The organism is Peribacillus sp. NPDC096447, from assembly GCF_044762725.1.
Classification (GTDB): Bacteria; Bacillota; Bacilli; order Bacillales; family DSM-1321; genus Peribacillus.
On the sequence record NZ_JBIWEV010000005.1, the window covers coordinates 347,891 to 369,181 of the forward strand.

Annotated in this window: 22 protein-coding genes and 1 riboswitch; of the genes, 19 read left to right on the forward strand and 3 right to left on the reverse strand. The window is 40.3% G+C overall.

Features of this window, described 5'->3' with window-relative positions; translation table 11 throughout:
* Positions 1-41: 41 nt before the first annotated feature.
* From ACIQZD_RS18975 to ACIQZD_RS18990, 4 genes are all read left to right on the forward strand, one after another.
* Positions 42-1,040, forward strand: coding sequence for an LLM class flavin-dependent oxidoreductase (locus ACIQZD_RS18975; RefSeq protein WP_402905387.1), 999 nt, complete (start codon positions 42-44; stop codon positions 1,038-1,040).
* Between the two features lie 91 nt (positions 1,041-1,131).
* Positions 1,132-2,154: an LLM class flavin-dependent oxidoreductase gene (locus tag ACIQZD_RS18980; RefSeq protein ID WP_402905390.1), complete on the forward strand. Its 1,023-nt coding sequence runs from the start codon at positions 1,132-1,134 to the stop codon at positions 2,152-2,154.
* Positions 2,155-2,246: 92 nt separating this feature from the next.
* Positions 2,247-3,995 (forward strand): aminodeoxychorismate synthase component I, encoded by a 1,749-nt coding sequence (gene pabB, locus ACIQZD_RS18985; protein WP_402905392.1) that lies wholly within the window; start codon positions 2,247-2,249, stop codon positions 3,993-3,995.
* Between the two features lie 101 nt (positions 3,996-4,096).
* A complete protein-coding gene (locus ACIQZD_RS18990) occupies positions 4,097-5,428 on the forward strand; it encodes a D-serine ammonia-lyase (protein ID WP_402905632.1) in 1,332 nt (443 codons plus the stop codon).
* Between the two features lie 213 nt (positions 5,429-5,641).
* On the opposite strand, the gene ACIQZD_RS18995 is transcribed toward ACIQZD_RS18990, so the two are convergent.
* On the reverse strand, positions 5,642-5,881 hold the full coding sequence (locus tag ACIQZD_RS18995) for a hypothetical protein (protein ID WP_402905394.1): 240 nt from the start codon (positions 5,879-5,881) through the stop codon (positions 5,642-5,644).
* 21 nt (positions 5,882-5,902) lie between these two features.
* Complete coding sequence (gene pdxR, locus ACIQZD_RS19000) at positions 5,903-7,297, reverse strand: MocR-like pyridoxine biosynthesis transcription factor PdxR (RefSeq protein ID WP_402905396.1); 1,395 nt, start codon at positions 7,295-7,297, stop codon at positions 5,903-5,905.
* Between the two features lie 135 nt (positions 7,298-7,432).
* On the opposite strand from pdxR, the gene pdxS reads away from it, so the two are divergent.
* From pdxS to ACIQZD_RS19075, 15 genes are all read left to right on the forward strand, one after another.
* Positions 7,433-8,320 carry a pyridoxal 5'-phosphate synthase lyase subunit PdxS gene (pdxS, locus tag ACIQZD_RS19005; RefSeq protein ID WP_402905398.1) on the forward strand — a complete coding sequence of 296 codons (888 nt, stop codon included), beginning with the start codon at positions 7,433-7,435 and terminating at the stop codon, positions 8,318-8,320.
* A 1-nt stretch (position 8,321) separates the two neighbouring features.
* On the forward strand, positions 8,322-8,921 hold the full coding sequence (gene pdxT / locus ACIQZD_RS19010) for a pyridoxal 5'-phosphate synthase glutaminase subunit PdxT (RefSeq protein ID WP_402905634.1): 600 nt from the start codon (positions 8,322-8,324) through the stop codon (positions 8,919-8,921).
* A gap of 151 nt (positions 8,922-9,072) precedes the next feature.
* Positions 9,073-9,819: an SDR family NAD(P)-dependent oxidoreductase gene (locus ACIQZD_RS19015; RefSeq protein WP_402905400.1), complete on the forward strand. Its 747-nt coding sequence runs from the start codon at positions 9,073-9,075 to the stop codon at positions 9,817-9,819.
* A 173-nt stretch (positions 9,820-9,992) separates the two neighbouring features.
* Complete coding sequence (locus ACIQZD_RS19020; protein ID WP_402905403.1) at positions 9,993-10,580, forward strand: TetR/AcrR family transcriptional regulator; 588 nt, start codon at positions 9,993-9,995, stop codon at positions 10,578-10,580.
* Between the two features lie 208 nt (positions 10,581-10,788).
* Positions 10,789-11,322 carry an NADPH-dependent FMN reductase gene (gene ssuE / locus ACIQZD_RS19025; protein WP_402905405.1) on the forward strand — a complete coding sequence of 178 codons (534 nt, stop codon included), beginning with the start codon at positions 10,789-10,791 and terminating at the stop codon, positions 11,320-11,322.
* Between the two features lie 277 nt (positions 11,323-11,599).
* Positions 11,600-11,708, forward strand: a riboswitch (SAM riboswitch).
* 170 nt (positions 11,709-11,878) lie between these two features.
* Positions 11,879-12,022, forward strand: a complete 144-nt coding sequence (locus tag ACIQZD_RS19030; RefSeq protein ID WP_072273036.1) for a YezD family protein — start codon at positions 11,879-11,881, stop codon at positions 12,020-12,022.
* Positions 12,023-12,204: 182 nt separating this feature from the next.
* Positions 12,205-12,909: a phosphoadenylyl-sulfate reductase gene (locus ACIQZD_RS19035; protein WP_387549249.1), complete on the forward strand. Its 705-nt coding sequence runs from the start codon at positions 12,205-12,207 to the stop codon at positions 12,907-12,909.
* 29 nt (positions 12,910-12,938) lie between these two features.
* Entirely contained in the window at positions 12,939-14,087 is a 1,149-nt protein-coding gene (gene sat / locus ACIQZD_RS19040; protein ID WP_402905407.1) for a sulfate adenylyltransferase, read from the forward strand.
* 42 nt (positions 14,088-14,129) lie between these two features.
* Positions 14,130-14,729 (forward strand): adenylyl-sulfate kinase, encoded by a 600-nt coding sequence (gene cysC, locus ACIQZD_RS19045; protein ID WP_402905409.1) that lies wholly within the window; start codon positions 14,130-14,132, stop codon positions 14,727-14,729.
* Between the two features lie 16 nt (positions 14,730-14,745).
* Complete coding sequence (locus ACIQZD_RS19050) at positions 14,746-16,371, forward strand: nitrite/sulfite reductase (protein WP_402905411.1); 1,626 nt, start codon at positions 14,746-14,748, stop codon at positions 16,369-16,371.
* A gap of 20 nt (positions 16,372-16,391) precedes the next feature.
* On the forward strand, positions 16,392-16,607 hold the full coding sequence (locus ACIQZD_RS19055; RefSeq protein WP_137020156.1) for a DUF3906 family protein: 216 nt from the start codon (positions 16,392-16,394) through the stop codon (positions 16,605-16,607).
* A 19-nt stretch (positions 16,608-16,626) separates the two neighbouring features.
* On the forward strand, positions 16,627-17,403 hold the full coding sequence (gene cobA, locus ACIQZD_RS19060; RefSeq protein WP_402905414.1) for a uroporphyrinogen-III C-methyltransferase: 777 nt from the start codon (positions 16,627-16,629) through the stop codon (positions 17,401-17,403).
* The gene (locus ACIQZD_RS19065; protein WP_402905415.1) at positions 17,403-18,164 is read left to right on the forward strand and encodes a sirohydrochlorin chelatase; all 762 of its coding nucleotides are present in this window, start codon (positions 17,403-17,405) and stop codon (positions 18,162-18,164) included. The genes cobA and ACIQZD_RS19065 overlap by 1 nt, the downstream gene beginning before the upstream one ends.
* Positions 18,145-18,759, forward strand: a complete 615-nt coding sequence (locus tag ACIQZD_RS19070; RefSeq protein ID WP_402905417.1) for an NAD(P)-binding protein — start codon at positions 18,145-18,147, stop codon at positions 18,757-18,759. Before ACIQZD_RS19065 ends, ACIQZD_RS19070 begins: the two co-directional genes overlap by 20 nt.
* A 163-nt stretch (positions 18,760-18,922) precedes the next feature.
* Positions 18,923-19,822: a sulfite exporter TauE/SafE family protein gene (locus ACIQZD_RS19075; protein WP_137020152.1), complete on the forward strand. Its 900-nt coding sequence runs from the start codon at positions 18,923-18,925 to the stop codon at positions 19,820-19,822.
* A 297-nt stretch (positions 19,823-20,119) separates the two neighbouring features.
* Here ACIQZD_RS19075 and ACIQZD_RS19080 read toward each other — a convergent pair whose 3' ends face one another.
* Complete coding sequence (locus tag ACIQZD_RS19080; RefSeq protein WP_402905419.1) at positions 20,120-21,265, reverse strand: glycosyltransferase; 1,146 nt, start codon at positions 21,263-21,265, stop codon at positions 20,120-20,122.
* Positions 21,266-21,291: the final 26 nt, after the last annotated feature.

Sequence of the window (21,291 nt, forward strand, 5' to 3'; positions counted from 1 at the left end):
TTTACCATTAAGTTACGAAAGACTGGAAAGGAGGTAACAAAATGAAACTTGGCATTTTGGATCAATCCCCAATTGCATCAGGACAATCAGCACAAGAAGCCTTGCAGGCTTCACTGCAACTCGCACAAGAAGGAGATAGACTTGGTTATAGCAGAATCTGGTTAACTGAACATCATGATCTCCCGGGATTGGCCTGTTCCGTTCCAGAGGTTTTGATAAGCTATATTGGTGCACAAACAAAAAATATCCGGATTGGTTCAGGGGCAGTGCTGCTTCCTCATTATAAGCCATACCGGATAGCAGAGACTTATAATATGCTAGCTACACTTTTTCCTGGCCGGATTGATATGGGACTTGGGCGTGCTCCTGGTGGATCTGCCGAAGCAACGATGGCATTATCCGATAATTTTCTTCAGAATGTTTACAAAATGCCTGAACTTGTTCAAGAACTTTTGAATTTTCTAAGAGATGAATTTCCGAATGAACATCCATTTTCAAATGTCTCTGCTGCTCCTATCCCAAAGGTGCCGCCTGAACCATGGATATTGGGAACAAGCGGGAAAAGTGCAAAACTTGCCGCTGAGAATGGTACTGCATACGCATTTGGTGAATTCATGAGTGAAAATGATGGAGTGCAGAGCTTTCATCAGTACCGTGAACACTTTCAAACAAAAGGGTTGCTTAAAGAACCTAAAACGATCGTTACGGTTTCGGCCATTTGCGCAGAAACGGAGGAACATGCGAAAGAAATCGCCCTTAGCAACATCCTATGGAAAATTCAAAGTGGACAAGGTGAAAGAAAGCAGGTTCCAAGCATAGAAGAGGTAAGGAACCATGATTGGACTGAAAAAGAAAAAGCACTGATGGAAACCATGCATGAAAAACTGATTTTTGGTACCCCTTCACAAGTGAAGTATCGGCTATACGAGATTCAGGAGAAATATCAAGCAGATGAAATTATGCTGATTACCATCACTCATAAGGTGGAGGATAGGCTTAATTCGTTTCGTTTGATTGCCCGGGAAGTTCTTAACGGTTAATCCGTTCGAGCATTTTGTGTGCATTTTGTGTGCATTTTCTATATGATGGCATTGCGTCATTAATCATAATTGAAAGAAAGAAGATGAAGATATGAATGCTGATCAACATGAAAAAAAACTTAGCGACATTTCTTTTTCCGTTCTGGACCTGGCATCTATCGTTGAGGGTGGCACAGTTTCAGGAGCTTTTAAAAATACAGTAGAATTGGCAAAACATGCGGAGCAATGGAATTACAACCGTTTCTGGGTTGCGGAACATCATAGCATGCCTGGGATTGCAAGCTCTGCAACGTCAGTGCTTATAGGCTATGTTGCAGGCAGGACGGAAAGAATTCGTGTCGGTTCTGGAGGCATAATGCTGCCGAATCATGCACCGCTCGTTATCGCAGAACAATTTGGTACATTGGAAGCAATGTATCCTGGTAGAATAGATTTAGGGCTCGGGCGTGCTCCGGGAAGCGACCAATATACAGCCATGGCTCTCCGGGGTGATGTACGTAATAACGGTCAGGATTTTCCTGAACAATTGGCGCAGCTCCGCAGTTATTTAGATGCGGATTCTAAACATAATCGTGTTCGCGCCATCCCTGGAGAAGGACAGGACATTCCGATTTGGCTGCTTGGTTCAAGCGGCTTCAGTGCAGCATTATCAGCTCAGCTGGGATTGCCATTTTCATTTGCAAGCCATTTTTCCCCTGAAAATACTCAACCAGCTTTAGCCCGTTATCGCAATAATTTCCAACCATCCGACGTTCTCGATAAACCTTATGTCATGGTTGGTATCAATGTATTTGCAGCTGATACTACAGAAGAAGCGCAAAGGATTGCTACATCTTATCAACAGCAGTTCTTGAATTTGATACGGAACACGCCCGGTCAACTTGCTCCTCCAGTTGATACAATGGAAGGCCTTTGGACAGAATATGAAAAGGCTATTGTCATGAAACAACTTAATGCCTCCATTATAGGAAATCCGGAAGAGGTAAAAGAGCAGTTGCAGGCATTTTTAAATGAAACACAGGCGGACGAAATGATTATAAACTCTGCCATTTATGATCAGGTTGCACGCCTTCGTTCTTATGAAATCATTGCAGAGGTTACTGGAATGAAATAAGTGTCAAAGAATGAGCTTGCAGATTCCGAGTCTGCAAGCTTTTTTATAAAATACATACCGATTTACTTCATAAACAAAGTTAGGAGAGAAGAATGAAACGAGAAGATCCTTTATCCTTAATATTTCACTTCACAGATAAACAAGGTGACAGCAGGCCTCAATATTTTACGAATCCGAAAAAAGTGTTCACCGCCCATTCAATTGAGGATGTCATTCCCCAATTCCAAAAAGTCCAGGAAGCGATAGAACAGGGGCATTATGCAGCGGGATACGTTTCCTATGAAGCCGCACCTGCATTTGAAAAATCTTTTAAAGTAAAAGATGGAGCCAAAATGCCATTATTATGGTTCGGGATTTTCGATAAACCGGAAGAAGAATTACCTGAAGAAATGACAGGAGCTTTTAATTTAGCTGAATGGCAATCAGAAACGGATTCACATAACTATCATTCCGGGTTTCAAAGGATAAAATCGGAAATCGAGAAAGGCAATACGTATCAAGTCAATTACACGATGCGTTTACAATCCAAGTTCGAAGGAGATGACTTAGCTTTCTTTGATCGCTTGAAGAGAGCTCAACGGTCAAACTATAGTGCATATTTGAATGTGGGGACACATAGAATCCTATCGGCTTCACCCGAGTTGTTTTTCCGTTGGGAAGATGGTCAGCTGATTACTCGGCCAATGAAGGGAACGGTAAAGCGGGGAACGACATTGAAAATGGATCAGCTTAATGCAGACTGGTTAGCAGCCTCGGAAAAGAATCAAGCTGAAAACTACATGATTGTAGACCTGCTCAGAAATGATTTGGGAATGATTGCAGAACCAGGAAGCGTCAAGGTTCCACAGCTTAAGGCAATTGAAAAATATCCGACCGTTTGGCAAATGACATCCACGATTACGGCTGATACGAATCCAGGAACAACAATCATTGATATATTCAAGGCTCTTTTTCCTTGTGGATCGATAACAGGGGCACCTAAAATTAAAACGATGGAGATCATCGCTGATATCGAGAATTCACCACGTGAAGTTTATTGCGGTGCAATCGGGTTCATCACACCTGAATCCGAAGCAGTCTTTAATGTGCCGATTCGTACGGTCGTGATCGATAACGAAACTGGGAAAGCCGAGTATGGGGTAGGCGGGGGAATCACTTGGGATTCCGAGCTATCGGAAGAATATGACGAAGCGTTTTTAAAAGCCAAATTATTGACGGTGGAAAGGCCAGCTTACAAACTATTGGAATCGATGAAACTCAGCGATGGCGAATATTATTTGTTGACTGATCATATCGATCGGATGAAACAATCCGCTAATTACTTCGATTACCGGTTCCCTGAAATGAATCTTAGAGATCAACTCCAAAAGTATGCGGATATGAATCAAGGGACGTTACAAAAGGTAAGGGTATTACTTCATGAAAATGGTGAAATTGAAGTCTCTGGACAAGCAATCAAGCCCCTTGATTCAGAATTTACGGCTATCTTGGCTGAAACTCCAATATCAAGTGCAAATCCATTTCTATTTCATAAGACCACCAATCGTGATGTATATGAAGGCTTTCAAATGAATAATCCTGACTTCCATGATGTTTTGCTTTGGAATGAAGAAGGATTCATCACTGAATTCACGAACGGAAATGTAGTGGTGAAGATAAATGGTGACCTCTATACCCCTCCGGTGGAAGCAGGTCTGCTTGCTGGAACATTTCGTCAAGACTTGATCAGGAAGAAGGAAATCAAGGAAAAACCCATTTCAAAGGCTGACCTTAATAACGCTGAGGAAATTTGGTTTATTAATAGTGTGCGAGGGAAATTAAAAGTGAATTTGACTTTCTAAGCTGATTATTCGTAAAAAAGTAAAAATTGTAATCTTTATTGCAGATTGTTGAGTTATAGTAGATGATGAAAACTACATTTCCGGGAGGGACTGCTGTGGAGATGCATAAAATCGCAGGCTTATCGATCATGGATTGGAAAGCGAAAGATCCTATACTTAATAATGTGATAAAGATGAACGAAGTCTTCTGGACGAATCCAGATTACGGTAACAAGGAAGAAAACCCAATCGTCCAAGCTGAACAAGTTAAATCTGCTGAAGCAAGATTAAATAGATTTGCCAATTATATAATTAAAGCCTTTCCAGAAACCGAACCACTGGAGGGGATCATTGAATCACCACTAGTCGAGATTCCTTCCATGCAAAAAAACTTGGAAAAATCCTATGGAACTAAAATGGCTGGGAAACTCTTGCTAAAATGTGACAGTCATTTACCAATATCAGGTTCCATCAAGGCTCGCGGAGGTATTTATGAGGTCTTAAAACGTGCTGAGGAAATAGCAATGAAGCATGGTGGTTTAACACGGACTGATAATTATGGAATACTTGCGAGTGATGAATACAAAGAGCTTTTTTCAAAATATTCGATTGCAGTCGGTTCAACCGGAAATTTAGGAATGAGTATTGGAATAATAAGCGCTAAGCTGGGATTCAAAGTAACGGTCCATATGTCGGCAGATGCCAAACGGTGGAAAAAGGATAAATTAACAAGTCTTGGAGTCATTGTAAAGGAATATGATGATGATTATAGTAAAGCTGTAGAAGAAGGCCGTAATGAAGCATCAGTTGATCCCGATTGCCATTTTATTGATGATGAAAATTCAATGGATCTACTGCTAGGTTATGCGACAGCTGCAACGCGCCTGAAGAAACAACTGAAAGATATGTCCATACCAGTGGATGAAGATCACCCTTTGTTTGTGTACTTGCCATGCGGAGTCGGCGGCGGGCCCGGTGGTATTACATATGGGCTCAAGTTAGCCTTTGAAGATGATGTTCATTGTTTTTTTGCAGAGCCGACACATTCACCATGCATGACGCTCGGATTGATGACAGGCCTTCATGACAAAATCTCGGTGCAGGACTTTGGCATCGATAATAAGACGGAAGCGGATGGTCTTGCTGTCGGAAGGCCTTCAGCATTGGTTTCCCGTATGATGACGACCATGTTAAGCGGCAGCTATACCATAGAGGATAAAAGGTTATTCGATCTGCTCAAGGGAATGGCAGAGACGGAAGGTCATTATTTAGAGCCATCTGCCCTTGCAGGAGCAATGGGTCCAATCCAACTTTTTAAAGCTCCAGAAGGAAAGAAATATCTCATGGACCAAAAACTGGTGGATAAAATGAACCAGTCCATACATATCATCTGGGCGACCGGCGGGAGCATGGTACCAAAGGATATGATGGACCAGTATTTATCTAAAAGTTAAAAAATGTTCACTAGAGTTAATTTATCAGACTGTAGACAAACTCGAAGAAAAGCGAGTTTGTCTACAGTTTTTTATTAAAAAAACGTCTCAGTGGTTTCAGCCGAAGCAGTTTTTGGTCCTACACTATACCTTATTCCGACCTACACCGCGCATTATTCGACCGTTCACGCAGTTTATTCGACCTACACCGCGCATTATTCGACCGTCACCGCATTATTCGGACCCCGAGCATTCATTTTGCGGTCCATATTTGAAACCGCGTTCCCTTCCGCCAACTTCCTGCCCAGCCTCCTCGCCGCAAGCATTTAGCCGGTTCTCGGCTAGTCGGCAAGAGTGTAGGTTCAATCCAATTGTGGTTTCATTCCAAATAAAAGTCTTGTTTAAAATCTTGAAAGGGAACCAGGATGAGACCATTCCGAACCCCATTTTGTTGACAAGCTTAAAGAAGTTCACGAAAGTGAACTTCTTTTTTCTTTATAAACCCCATGAGTTCAATAAAAGGTGAATGGCTTTTTCCAATTCGGATTCAGGTATCCCTGCAAAACCCAATATAATTTTTGGAGGATGTTCGTCCATTTTTTCGATCGAATATGTCGATAAGCCATAAATTTTAATATGGTCTTCGTTTGCCTTTTGAATAAGTGACTGTTCATCCATGCCGTTCTTAACGATGAGGACGATATGTAATCCTGACCGCTCTCCAATGATTTTTATTTGTTGGTGGGGTTTAAACAGATCGATCACTTTATCCAACTTCCGACGGTAAACTTTCCTCATCCGATTCAAATGCTTTTCAAAATCCCCTTCCTTCATGAACTGTGTTAATACATGCTGATCAATCCGAGAAACGGTTGAATGGTAAAAAGATAATTCCTGTTGATGCATTTGTAACAATGGAGCGGGAAGAACCATATAACTAATCCGAATTGATGGCATCAATGATTTTGAAAATGACCCTAAATAAATCACCTTATCACCAGCATCCATACTTTGTAAGGAAGGAATTGTTTTTCCGCTATAACGAAATTCACTATCATAATCGTCTTCGATAATATAGCGGTTTGCGGCCCCTTGTGCCCAGTTCAACAATCGCGTCCTTCTGTTAACGGATAGGATTGTCCCATTGGGGAAGTGATGTGAGGGAGTGACATACACGACGTCGATGTTTGAATCTTCAATTTGGTTCACCTTTACGCCTTCTTCATCAATTTGCAGTGGATGGACTTCATTTGGGTAGCTGCGTAAAATCCGGTGAATCAAGTGATATCCAGGATCTTCAACACCATAGATGGCATTTTTATCGAATAGAAGGACAAGCTGCTGCAATAAAATTTCCATTCCTGCACCAATGATGATCTGTTCGGGAACACATTGTACACCACGTGCATGATACAAATAATGGGCAATTTCACATCGTAATTCATATTCCCCTTGAGAATCCCCAAGTAAAAGAAGATCTTGATGTGATTCATCGATTTTGCTTTTCATGTATTTTCTCCATTTTTCAAATGGGAAGTGTTCTGTGTCAATTTGGCTGGGATGAAAATGATATAGCAATTCCCCTTCTTTATGATTGATTTGTTCCACTGATACTTGGTTAGTTTGTGTATACTCTAAATCCTCGAATGTTTGAATATAGTACCCTTTTCTTGGTATGACTTCAACGTATCCTTCAGCAGTCAATTGTTCATATGCAGTCTCGACAGTATTTTGACTTATTTGAAGGAACTCTGCCAATTTCCGTTTGGAAGGCAGTTTTGTGCCGTAAAGAAGACGGCCATCAATGATTTCTTTTTTAATATATGAATATAATTGTTCGTACAAAGGTACTTCACTTAACCGATTTAAATCGCAAGAAAGCATATTCATTTTGTTTCCACCTTTTTAAAAAAAAATTACTGACCCCATTAAATTTATTAAAACTGACACTTTCAATGCGGTCAACTCTTTTTTATACTAAATCTAACAAATCTAAAAAATGCAAATAATTGGGGGAAGAGAAAAATGGAAAAATTATTAGGAACTGACACAGTAAAAAGAGGAATGGCACAAATGCAAAAGGGTGGCGTAATCATGGACGTCATTAACGCAGAACAAGCAAAAATCGCAGAAGCATCAGGTGCTGTCGCTGTCATGGCATTGGAAAGGGTTCCTTCTGACATCCGTGCGGCTGGCGGCGTAGCAAGAATGGCAGATCCGCGAATTGTAGAGGAAGTAATGAATGCAGTGTCCATCCCGGTCATGGCTAAAGCAAGGATTGGTCATATCGTTGAATCAAGAGTCCTGGAATCCATGGGAGTGGATTATATCGATGAAAGTGAAGTGCTGACTCCTGCTGATGAAGAATACCATATTCTAAAAAGTGATTTCACTGTACCTTTCGTTTGTGGCTGCCGTGATTTAGGCGAAGCTGCACGCCGTATTGGTGAAGGAGCATCAATGCTTCGTACAAAAGGAGAACCAGGTACTGGTAATATTGTGGAAGCTGTGCGTCATATGAGAAAGGTACAGTCACAAATTCGTAAAGTGAGCATCATGAGTGATGATGAATTAATGACAGAGGCAAAAAATATTGGAGCCCCTTATGAGATTTTAAGAGAAATCAAACGCACAGGTAAATTGCCTGTAGTTAACTTTGCAGCTGGCGGAATTGCCACTCCAGCAGATGCAGCATTGATGATGGAATTGGGAGCAGATGGCGTTTTCGTAGGGTCTGGTATTTTTAAATCTGAAACTCCAGAAAAATTCGCATCGGCAATCGTTCAAGCGACTACATATTTCACCGATTATGAATTGATTGGCCGGTTGTCCAAAGAGTTAGGCAGTGCAATGAAAGGAATTGATATTTCCAAACTAGCTCCGGCAGAACGGATGCAGGAACGTGGATGGTAATATGATAACTATCGGTGTTTTGGGATTACAGGGAGCAGTTGAAGAACACTTGAATCAAATCAAAGCTGCCGGGGAACAAGCAATTATAGTAAAAAAACCGGAGCAGTTGCTGGAAATAGATGGCTTGATCATTCCAGGCGGAGAAAGCACGACGATGAGGAAGCTGATGGATCGTTATGGATTTATGGAACCGGTCAAAACTTTCTTCGAAGATAAAAAACCAATTTTCGGTACATGTGCAGGGATGGTATTGGCGGCCAATGAATTGACTGGCCATGAGAAGGCCTATCTTGGACTAATGGACATTTCCGTGAAAAGGAACGGATTTGGACGTCAAAAGGATAGTTTTGAGGCTGAACTATCAATCAAAGGAATGGAAACCCCTTATAAGGCAGTTTTCATCCGGGCGCCATTTGCTGATGGAATTGGAGAAGGTGTAGAAGTATTGGCTGTTTATGAAGAGAATGTAGTGGCTGCGAGACAAGACCATGTCCTCGTTAGTGCGTTTCATCCAGAATTAACAGGCGATGATCGTTTTATGCAGCTTTTCATTGAAATGGTGAAGACATCCATAAGTAAGGCCGAATTGAAAACCTGTTAAAAAAATGAAGCTGTCCTATTAATAGGACAGCTTTACTTTTGAAAGCTCAAAACCCTATAAAAATACATATTGCTTTAAATATTACTTACTTTTACAATAAAAAAATAAGTAAACACTTACTATATTTTTTAGTGTTGAAAGGGGAATGTATATGACAGCAAGAGTTGCAGTTATTACAGGAGGAGCAAGCGGTATTGGCCGAGCCACATGCTTGAAATTCGCAGCAAAAGGGGACAAGGTCGTTGTTGCGGATTTTAATGAAGAAATGGGACAGGAAACCGTTGAACAGATAACAGCGGATGGTGGAGAGGCCATTTTTGTAAAAACGGATGTTTCTAAGCAGGAAGATGTTGAATCCTTAATCAATAAAGCAGTGGAAACATTCGGAAGGATCGATATCATGTTTAATAATGCCGGCATCGGTGCAGGCGGTATGATCCTCGATCAAGATATGGAGGGTTACTTCAAAACGATTGGAGTGAACCAGCACGGAGTTGCCTTTGGAATCATGGCAGCAGGACGGAAAATGAAGGAGCTAGGTAACAAGGGTGTCATTATTAATACCGCTTCTGTGTTTGGTTACTTAGCTTCCCACGGAACCTTTGCCTATCAGGCGACTAAAGGAGCTGTAAGAATGATGACACAGACAGCTGCTTTGGAATTGGGTGCTTATGGCATACGGGTAGTGGGCATTGCGCCAGGCGGGGTTGACACTCCTATCATTCAAAGCTATAAAGATATGGGAATCATCGATAAATTGAATGCAAGTCAAATGCGCGGTAAATTAATTAAGCCAGAAGCCGTTGCAAATGCCGTCTATCTATTATCGTTAGAGGAAGCGGATGCGATCAATGGAAGTGTAGTCATGGTCGATGATGGCTATGCATCCTTTAAGTGATTTTCTCTAAAAGAAAACATCGTCCCAATCAGACGATGTTTTCTATTTATGATAAATGGGAATATTGAATTCTAATGAATCAAAGGTAATATTGACCGATTGATACCATCGGGATATCATGGAAAATAGATTGGTGAAACCAGTCTTATCATTATAAAAGAAGGTTGATATTTTTGAAAAAAGGGCAGCAAACGAAAGAACGAATCATAAATGTAGCCCGGACTCTTTTTGCCACTAAAGGTTTTGACATGACAAGAACGAATGAAATTGCTTCTGCATGCAATGTTTCCGAAGCTACTATTTACAAATACTTTGACAGCAAAAAAGATTTGCTATTGGCTACAATTACCCCTGATGAGAAAGAGGAATCTGAAGATGGGACTAGCCATCTATCTACGGATGATCTAGTGGAGAATCATGTTTGCACCATGATAAATAAAATTCTTGATAATAAAGAACAGTTTTCGATACTATTCAGGGAAACACAATTTGATCAAGATATTTCGAAGCAATATGTAGATCAGATTTTCAAGCCGAATGCCAGGCATATTGAAATACAGAAGAGAATAGATAGTGGTGAGATACAGTATATATCTGATATTATCCTATTTAATGTAGGGATCATTTCTTTCACATTGGCATTATCTACACATTATGAAATCCATCAGCAGAAAACGGAGCCATATTTTACTTCTGAACGAATTAAGAGCATTGCTCAACTTTTGGTATATGGTATTCATGGCAAACAAAAACATGCATAATGAAACGGTCATATTGAAGGGCTTGAGCAGCCACAAATATGACCGTTTTATTTTCCTTCAGATCCGATGGAATAAACTTGTAATTTTTTTAAACCAGAGTGTAAGATTTGACTTATATTTTTCAGACTATTACGATAAATGCATACTGTACGAAATGATTTACGAAGATTTTATCTGGAAATCATGTAATATTGGAGGGGTATATTAAATGAGCGATATCGTAATTTTATCAGGAAGTCCGGCTATTCCGTCCAGAACGGACATTTCACTTAAACATATTCAATCATTAGTCGAAAACGAAGGATTTACCACAGCTTATTTCTCAATTACGGATTTTTCAGCAGATGATTTATTCCAAGGCAAATATAATAGTGAAGATATCTTAAAGCTTTCAGAGAAAATTCAAGCAGCTAGAGGTGTCATTATTGGTTCACCGGTTTATAAGGCTTCTTATACAGGTGTATTGAAGGCCTTGATTGATTTGCTGCCAGAAGGTGCTTTTAAGGGGAAGCCAGTGCTGCCAATCATGATTGGCGGAAGTAACAGGCATCTATTGGCGATTGACTATGCACTTAAACCATTAATTTCAATATTAAAAGGCGAGCCGCTGCAGGGCATTTATTTTGTTGATAAGGAAATAGATAAACAGAATTCAGAAAACCCGATTAATGATTTGCATTTAATTGATCGGGTCCAGAGTCAAGTTCAAGAATTTGTAGAAGCGATACAGTTAAGAAATTAAATTCGAGTAATCCCTTCTATAAAAGTACTGGAATTCGAGAAATTATTTTTTCAAAGAATGACAGGCGCCAATAATAGGCTTGTTAATGAAAATAGACTCATTTTTTTGGAGGCTTTATCTAAAAAGACGAGTCTATTTTCGTATTTACATGAACATAAAATCAGAATCGGAATAGTGTGTATAAAAATAACAGTTCATCCATAATATTAAACCAAGTTATTTTATAAGAAAACTCCATTGACAAGGATTAAATATATGTTAATATTTAAAATAATAAAACTTATCCAGAGCGACGGAGGGAATTGGCCCTTTGAAGTCCAGCAACCTGCTTGATCGATGCAAGGTGCTACCTCCAACAAAATGTTGATCATTTTGGAAGATAAGGTAAAGATATTTACCTTGGGATCTTTCCATCATGGAAAGATTTTTGTTTTTTGGGGAAGTTGTAGGCAAACCATAACAATGTAAGGTTGTTTGGAATTATATAAATCTAAGAAATTCATTGAATCAGCGGTGAAAATAAAAATACGCGGATTTTCTTAAAGGAGGAACAGGCTTGGATAAAGAGAATCAGCTTGAAGAAATATTTGAACGACTTCAAGAAATGCTTAATTCTATGAAATATGGATCCATTACACTTATTGTCCAGGATGGTAAAATCATTCAAATGGAAAGAAATGAAAAATTAAGAATTAAATAAGGTATCTGCTGACTAGAAAAACTAGAGGCGGGTTTAACTGATATAAAGAGAGTATTGGTTAGATTCGTCTCTTTTTTCCTAGAGTCAAACAAACTGGAGAAGATTACAACGGGGATTGATCAACAGTTACTCTAACCTGATACAGCAAGTTTTTAGAGGGGGCTACAAAGTTGGCTGCATTAATAAACTATGAAAATTTCAACACTGGGGATTTCCCTGTATTTCCCGAAGACAGTGAGACAAAAGGTGCTTTGGAAGTTCTGCAATGGGCGAATGACCATTATGGAAACGAACTGATTTATGCTTGCAGTTTTGGCATTGAAGGCATCGTGCTTACGGATTTATTGGCGAAGGTCAATCCTTCTGCCAAAATAGTTTTCCTTGATACAGATGTTCATTTTGAGGAAACTTATCAATTGATCGAGCAAGTGAAAAAGCGATATCCAAAGCTTTCGATCGAAATGAAGAAACCTGCCTTGACGCTTGAGGAACAAGCAGCGGAATATGGGGATGAATTATGGGTCAGAGATTCAAATAAGTGCTGTAACATCCGTAAAATCATTCCGCTTACCGATGTTCTTTCAACGGCAACAGCATGGCTTTCGGGACTGCGAAGGGAGCAATCCGAAACAAGGGCTTTGACCGAGTATATCAATAAGGATAATAAGTTCAAGTCAGTTAAAATATGTCCACTCATACATTGGACATGGAAAGATGTTTGGCGCTACGCCCACAAAAACGGACTTCCATATAATATCCTGCATGATAATGGATATCCGAGCATTGGATGTAAAACATGTACAGCACCAGCCTTCAATGCAGATGATTTACGCTCTGGCCGTTGGCAAGGAGCTCAAAAAACGGAATGCGGATTGCATTTATCTTAAATAAATAAAAACCATAGGGGGAAATTAGCATGACAATCAGTTTACCGCACGGAGGAACATTAATCGATCTTTGGGAACCAAATTATGATATTAGTAAAATAACAAAGTCAATCGAAATCGATGAAATTGCTTTAAGTGATCTTGAATTGATAGGCACTGGTGCCTACAGTCCAATTAAAGGATTCTTTACAAAAAGTGACTATGAGACAGTGGTCAAGGAAATGAGGCTTAGCAGCGGTCATGTATGGAGCATCCCGATTACGCTGCCTTTGACCGAAGAAATTGCAGAAACCCTTACTATAGGTGAAGAAGTAACGTTGACTCATGAAGGTGAAACATACGGGGTTCTCTCCGTTTCCGATATATACACACCAGATAAGCAATTGGAAGCGACATTAGTTTATCAAACGGATGATGAGAAGCATCCTGGAGTGAAAAATTTATATAACCGCGGTGATGTATATGCCGGCGGGGAAATAAAGTTGATCAAGAGAATAGAGCGTCCGCAGTTTCAAGCTCATTATTTGGACCCAGTCGAGACAAGGAAAGCTTTTGCTGAAAAAGGCTGGGAAACGGTTGTCGGATTCCAAACGAGGAACCCTGTTCACCGTGCACATGAATACATTCAAAAGACAGCATTGGAGATTGTCGACGGCTTATTCTTAAATCCTCTCGTAGGTGCCACTAAATCCGATGACATTCCGGCAGATGTAAGAATGGAAAGCTATAAAGTGCTGCTTGAAAAATATTATCCTAAGGATCGCGTCTCCCTTGCAGTTTTCCCTGCTGCCATGCGTTATGCAGGACCTAGAGAAGCCATTTTCCATGCAATGGTCCGTAAAAATTATGGTTGCACCCATTTTATCGTCGGACGTGATCATGCGGGTGTGGGCGATTATTATGGCACATATGATGCTCAAAAAATCTTTGGGAATTTCAACGCAGATGAGTTAGGGATCACGCTATTATTCTTTGAACATAGTTTTTACTGTAAAGCCTGTGGCAATATGGCTTCCGCTAAAACTTGTCCGCATGGCAAGGAAGACCATGTCATCCTGTCTGGAACGAAGGTAAGGGAAATGCTGCGTAATGGAGAAATTCCTCCAGCTACCTTTAGCCGTAAAGAAGTCATCGAGGTGTTGATCGAAGGTCTAAAAAAGAATGAAGTTTATAACTGATCGGACATAAATTGAAGGACCACATGAAGAGGGGGATTATTAATGAGTAAAAGTACGAATGTCACTTGGCATGAAACGTCATTGACCAAGGAGCTCCGTCGGAAGCAGAACGGCCATGAAAGCACAGTTCTATGGTTCACTGGTCTCTCGGGCTCCGGAAAATCAACAATTGCGAACGCAGTCGCTAAAGAGTTATATAATCGGAATATTCGAAGTTATGTTTTGGATGGTGATAATATCCGACATGGTTTGAATAAAGATTTAGGTTTTTCTGAAGAGGACCGAACCGAGAATATTAGGCGAATCGGTGAGGTTTCCAAGTTATTCGTTGATAGTGGACAGTTCGTATTGACCGCCTTCATATCACCTTTCAGGGCAGATCGGCAGATTGTACGTGATTTACTCGAAGAAGGGGAGTTTATTGAAGTATACATAAAGTGTCCGATCGAAGAGTGCGAAGTGCGTGATCCAAAAGGTCTTTATGACAAGGCGCGTAAGGGAATCATTAAAGATTTTACCGGAATCGACTCTCCTTACGAAGAACCTGAACAACCGGAAATCATTTTAGAATCCGACCAATACAGCATTGAAGAGTGCGTTGAACAGGTAATCAGTTATTTGACAGCAAAGAAAGCGATTTAATCAAGGAGGAAATATAATGGTTTACGAGAAATTTTGGTCGGAAAATCCACTAATCGCTAAAAATAAAACGGAAGTCTGGAAATTGGAAAAAGACGGCTTGAAGATATTTGATGATATTCCACATTACGCAGCAAATGGTTTTGATTCCATCCCTAAGGAAAATTGGGATATGTTCAAGTGGGCAGGTCTCTACCTGCAACGGCCAAAAGAAGCTGGTTATTGGATGATGCGTGTCGTTATTCCCGGCGGTATCCTGACTTATGATCAACAAATTACGCTAGCAAACATCGCTAAAGATTACGGGAGGGGTGTATATGACATTACAACCCGTCAAGCCATTCAATTCCATTGGCTGACCATTGAACAAGTCCCGGATATCTTAAATCGTTTGGAAAAGGTTGGATTGACTACGGCTGGTGCTTGTGGTGATATCACACGTAATATCATCGGGAATGCTTTGGCAGGCATCGATCCTGACGAACTTTTCGATACACGCGAGGTCCTATATGATGTATTTGAGTATTTCCGCCTTAACGAAGACTATTCGAACCTTCCGAGGAAATATAAAATGTCCATTAGTGCTAATATCCATAATGCTTCAAATGCTGAAATCAACTGCGTTTCATTCAATCCAGCAACTAAAGAAATTGATGGAGTAACGGAGGTTGGTTTTCACGTAAAAGTAGGCGGTGGGCTGTCCTCCGTTCCGATGCTGGCAGAGGAACTTGATTTATTCATTTTACCTGAAAAAACAGTCGAAGTAGCGGCCGCCATCACGACGATATTCCGTGACTTCGGGTACCGTGAAAAGCGTCATCGCTCACGATTGAAATTCCTTGTCGCTGATTGGGGTCCTGAACAATTCAAGGAAAAATTGCTGGAATATACCGGTCCGCTTCCTGAAAAGGGTGAAAGTGCGGTGAAGGGATGGAATGCAGGTTATTTCTATGGAATCCATAAACAAAAGCAAGCTGGTCTGAACTATGTTGGAGTCAATATACCCGTTGGCCGTCTAAATCCAGACGAAGTGATCGAGTTTGCCGAACTTGCGAAAAAATATGGAAATGGTGAAATCCGCAACTGTAATTCTCAAAATCTTATCATTCCAAATGTGCCGGATGCAAAACTTGAGGAATTAAAACAGGAATCCATCTTCGAGAGATTTCCATATCACCCAAAAAAGTTCATTGGTTATTCCGTTTCTTGTACAGGCATCGAGTATTGCAACCTGGCACTCGTTGAAACAAAAGAGCGAATGAGGACCATTTCTGAATCATTGGACAAGGAAATAGATCTCGATGTTCCTGTAAGGATGCATATGGTCGGTTGTCCGAATAATTGCGGTCAAAGAGCCATCGCCGAAATTGGGCTGCAAGGCATAAAAATGAAAAACCAGGACAAAAAGATGGTCGAGGCTTTTGAAATATACGTCGGTGGAACGCTGAATGAGGGCGGGAAATTCAATGAAAAACTTAAAGGGAAAGTGGAAGCTGAAAAGCTCTATCATGTTCTGAAAGAACTGATCCTATTTTTCAAAGAAACAAAACTTCTATCGGAAACCTTTCTTGATTTTGTGGAAAGGGTAGGGATATCCGAGTTACAAAGTAAGCTTGATGATATATTAACGGAAGTGGCCGTTTAATAGGGGAAGGTAAGCAATCGATGAATCTATACCGTTTTGAAGTCACTATCAAGGAAGAACCGATTCATGTCATCATTGTTGCCGATTCAGATGAAAAGGCGTTTGAACTTGTTGATATCGAGCTGGAAAAGCATTATTTGAAAATGCCTGAAGTGGATGACATCTCATTATACGAAAAAAAGAAAATTAAAAATGGAGCAGGTTTCGTTTTATCGGAATTCGAAACAATTCTCTAAGGGAAGGCAGGTTGCAAAAATGGGGAAAGTATATCTAGTAGGAGCCGGTCCCGGAGATCCAGATTTAATTACATTAAAAGGATTAAAATGCATTCAAGAAGCTGATGTCATTTTATATGATCGACTTGTCAATAAAGAACTTTTAAATCATGCAAAAGACGGTGTCGAGCTTATTAATTGCGGTAAACTGCCGGATTATCATTTGTTGCAGCAGGATACCATCAATCGGTTCCTGGTCAAATATGCAAAAAAGGGAAAAGTCGTCACCCGTTTGAAAGGCGGCGATCCATTCGTCTTTGGGAGAGGCGGCGAGGAAGCGGAAGCCCTCGCCAAAAGTGGCGTGAGCTTTGAAATCGTACCAGGCATTACGGCCGGAATCGCCGCAACAGCTTATGCGGGAATTCCAGTTACACACAGGGACCACGCTTCATCTTTTGCAATTGTTACCGGCCATCGGAAAAAGGATGAAGAGGATAATATCAAGTGGGAATCCCTTGCAAAAGGAATCGATACATTAGCCATTTACATGGGTGTTAAAAACCTGCCATATATTCAAGGGAAACTTTTGGAACATGGAAAAAACCCAGAGACTCCGGTAGCCCTTATCCATTGGGGGACATTAAAAACGCAAAGAACAGCTGTCAGTACGTTGGCTAATGTAGTGGAAACCGCCAATAACGAACAGGTTTCCAATCCTTGTATGATAGTCGTGGGCGATGTCGTTAATTTACGGGAAAAAATCAAATGGTTTGAAGGAAAACAAACCGAAAATTTGTTGGCGAATGAGGCCTTTTAATGGAAGCCATTTTATATATTTGCCATGGAAGCCGCGTTAAAGAAGCTTCAGCCCAAGCCATTGATTTTATTAAAGTTTGTATGCAATCACAGCCAAATTCCATTCAGGAGCATTGCTTCTTGGAATTGGAAACTCCTACGATAGAAGAGGCCTACGAACGATGCGTACAAAAAGGTGCGACGAGAATCATCGCCATTCCAGTTCTATTGCTAACGGCTGTACATGCAAAACATGATATTCCGGTCATCCTGAACAAAATGAAGGAACGGTACCCTGCCGTTGAATTGAAATATGGAAGACCGATTGGTGTCAGTGATAAAATGGTTGACATTTTAGTGGAACGGTTGGAGGAAACAAATGTAAGGGTTTCAGAGGATTCCTTGGTTTTATTGGTTGGAAGGGGCAGCAGTGATCCCGACGTGAAAAGGGATTTGTCTCGAATAGCCGATTTGCTAAGGAACAGGTTTCCAAAAATCCGTGTGCAAGAGTGTTATTTGACAGCTGCCACACCAAGCTTTGGAGAAGCATTGGAATTTGCAGGGGAATCTCGATCAAATCAAGTATTTATCATTCCTTACCTATTGTTTACCGGTCTCTTAATGCAGTCGATTGAAAATAGTATAAAAAAGATCCAAAAAAAGGGGAAGCAAAAAATCATACTTTGCCGATATCTAGGTTATCATCCAAAGGTTGAACAAGTAATATCGGAACGAATTCATGAAGTGAGTGGGGAGGGAGCCTATGTATCCAATTACGCTTAATATTGAGAACAGAAAGTGTGTCATCATCGGCGGTGGTAAAATAGGTTACTTTAAAGCGGGCCCCTTATTGGAAGCTGGTGCCGAAGTGACCGTCGTAAGCCCCGAGATATGCACGGGTTTTCAACTGTTGGAGAAAGAAGGTAAGATTCGAGTCTTACTTAAAGAAGTGGAAGAAACTGACTATAATGATGCGTTTTTAATCATTGTTGCTACAAATTCTACTGAAGTTAATGAACGAGTGTACGAGAATGCATCCCAAAGTCAGCTGGTGAACGTAATCAGCAATCATGAGCTGGGTAACTTTCATATACCGGCCACATTGAATAGAGGCATGCTTTCCATTAGTGTTTCTACCAATGGAGCAAGTCCAACTCTCGCAAAAAAAATTCGGAATGACCTAGGTAAAGTATATGATGAATCTTATGACGATTATCTTGAATTCCTTTTCGAAGCAAGGATGATCATTAAAAGTGGTTCCTTTTCAAAAGAGGAAAAATCTAAGTTATTGAAAGATTCAATAGAGGATATTTATAAATATTCCCTAAAAGAAAGATATCGTTTCTTAGCTAGGCTTATGCCAGTAGAAGCTGAATAAAAAAATCATGGGCTGATCAGAAAAACTGAAGGCACCTAACCAACATGTCATTTCATGTTGGTTAGGTGCCTCTTTGTGTCTTATAGATCAAACTGATCTATACAGGCTGCAACGTCGGGTCGATGTTATCTAGGTTCTATTTTAGTGGAAAAAGGGGAATGTCATGAAAAAGTTAATCGTTTTAGCCTTTATCGGGTTTTTAGCCCAATTGATCGATGGTTCGCTTGGAATGGGGTATGGAGTGAGTTCCACTTCCTTATTGTTGACATTCGGGATTGCCCCTGCAGTAGCATCAGCATCCGTACATTTATCGGAAGTAGTGACCACAGCAGTATCCGGAGCTTCACATATAAAGTTTGGGAACGTGGATAAGAATATGGTCTATCGCTTGATCATTCCAGGTTCTGTTGGTGCATTTGTAGGTGCATGTTTTCTGAGCAACTTGCCAGCCGAATTAGCTAAACCGTATATCGCCATATTTTTATTTGGCCTTGGTGTATACGTTTTATTCCGCTTTTTATTTATTTTTAAACCGTCAAAGGACAATGAAACCGTAAGGCCATTGACCGCTAAACAATCCATTCCGTTAGGCCTTTTTGCAGGCTTTTGTGATGCAACAGGCGGAGGCGGTTGGGGACCTATTGCAACACCCGTTTTGTTGTCAAAAAAAGGAATGACGGCGAGGAAAGCCGTAGGGACTGTTGATACGAGTGAATTTGCCATTGCTTTCTTCGGAAGTCTTGGTTTTATCATTTCGCTTGGATGGGAAGCTGTCAATTGGCTTTGGGTCGTAGCGTTGATAATTGGTGGGGTGGTTGCTGCACCAATTGCAGCCTGGTTAGTCCGGATGCTTCCTGCTCAATTAATGGGTGTATTAGTCGGTGGTTTCATTATCTTGATCAATGTACGAACATTATTAGCAACATGGATTCCGATTGAAGCCCATATATATATTTATACAGGCATCGTGATTATATGGCTTTCTGGAATTCTTCTTACCATCAATAAGATGTCCAATGCGAGAAAACATGATCATATCGAACAACGGCAGAATGTTTCCTGAATCCCGAGTATGAAAGAAGTGAATTACTCAAAAGTAGATACGTAACATAAAAACTCGTAGGTACATAAATGCCTACGAGTAAAGTCATTTGACAAATGGGATTACGCCTTTAAATTTTTAATAAGGTTCTAAACTCTATTTAATAGATTCATTCATTTTCTAGAACCATTTATTGGCTGTTATTAATTAAGAGATCTATGCCTCCAATATCTATGTAGTTTATTCCCCTAATAAAGAATTAATAGAACTTTCATACTAAAAATGGCCATCATGAGAGATTGAATAGCAGCAGAACCATTAATTTATGGCCTGCTGCTGTTCAAATGATTGAATTGTACTTTCATATAATTCAATAAGTGGTAATATATTTTTTTTACTATCGAATTGTTTCAATACCAATTTCCTTAAATCCCTGCCTGTTTGAACCCCGGCGTTTGATTGATGGAGGTTGCGTAAGTCCCGATAAAGAATGGCTTGGCTGCAAGTCTGTTTTGCAGCGTGATCCCCAAAGTAGCATTCCCATGCTTGTTGAAAGTTTTTCTTATTCACCGCCCCAAAATACCCTAGATTTCCACAAGAAATAACGGGTCTTTCGCATGCCATAGCTTCCAAAGCAACCCTGCCCGTACCTACAACATAGTCTGCAAGTGCATAATAGTCTCTCACATTCTTTTGTTCCCCAGTGAAATGAATGAACTCTTCTTTATATAAAGATTGGATGCTCGCAGCCACATTCTTAATGTCCTTGAGCTGGCTGCCGTTACCGATGATGATTACATGAAGGTTGGTGATATCATTTAATTTTAAATCCTTGCAAGCTTTGATTAAAAGCATGCAGATTTTGGCTTTATGCCGAGTTATCCTGCTGCAGTAAAGAATTACTTTTGCATTCAGGGGAATATTCATTTTTCTTCTTAATTCCAATGAAGGGGAAGGGGAAAAATCGGCTGTATCAATTCCATTTGCAATGACCGAAATATTCTTTGGGAAAATTGGCTGAATATGTTTTTTTACCGGTTCACTGACTGCAACCGCAGCATCTGTAAACTGTAACACACTTTTTATATCCGATTTCTGGAAGTATGTCCCGTGCAAAGTGAAGACGAAGGGAATATTGGAGAGCTTAGCTGCCTTTGCAGAGAGGTAGCCGGATATAATCTGGTGCCCGTGCACCAGTGTAATCTGTTCTTTTCGTAACAATTCTACCAAGCTGTTCAATAATGGAGATTCCTCATTCGAGTTAATCGTTAATGTTTTAGGGAAATTCATTTGGTGAACTTTACATCCCGTTTCTCGTAACCGGCTAATCATGCTGCCTTTTCCAGTAACAACTGCTGTATATATTCCTCTAGACTGTAATTCCTTCACAAGACTCAATACATGCGTTTCCGTTCCGCTTACATCCATTGTATCTAACACCATCAGGACTCTTATGGATTTCATGATGCCTTACCTCTTTGGGAAAATTC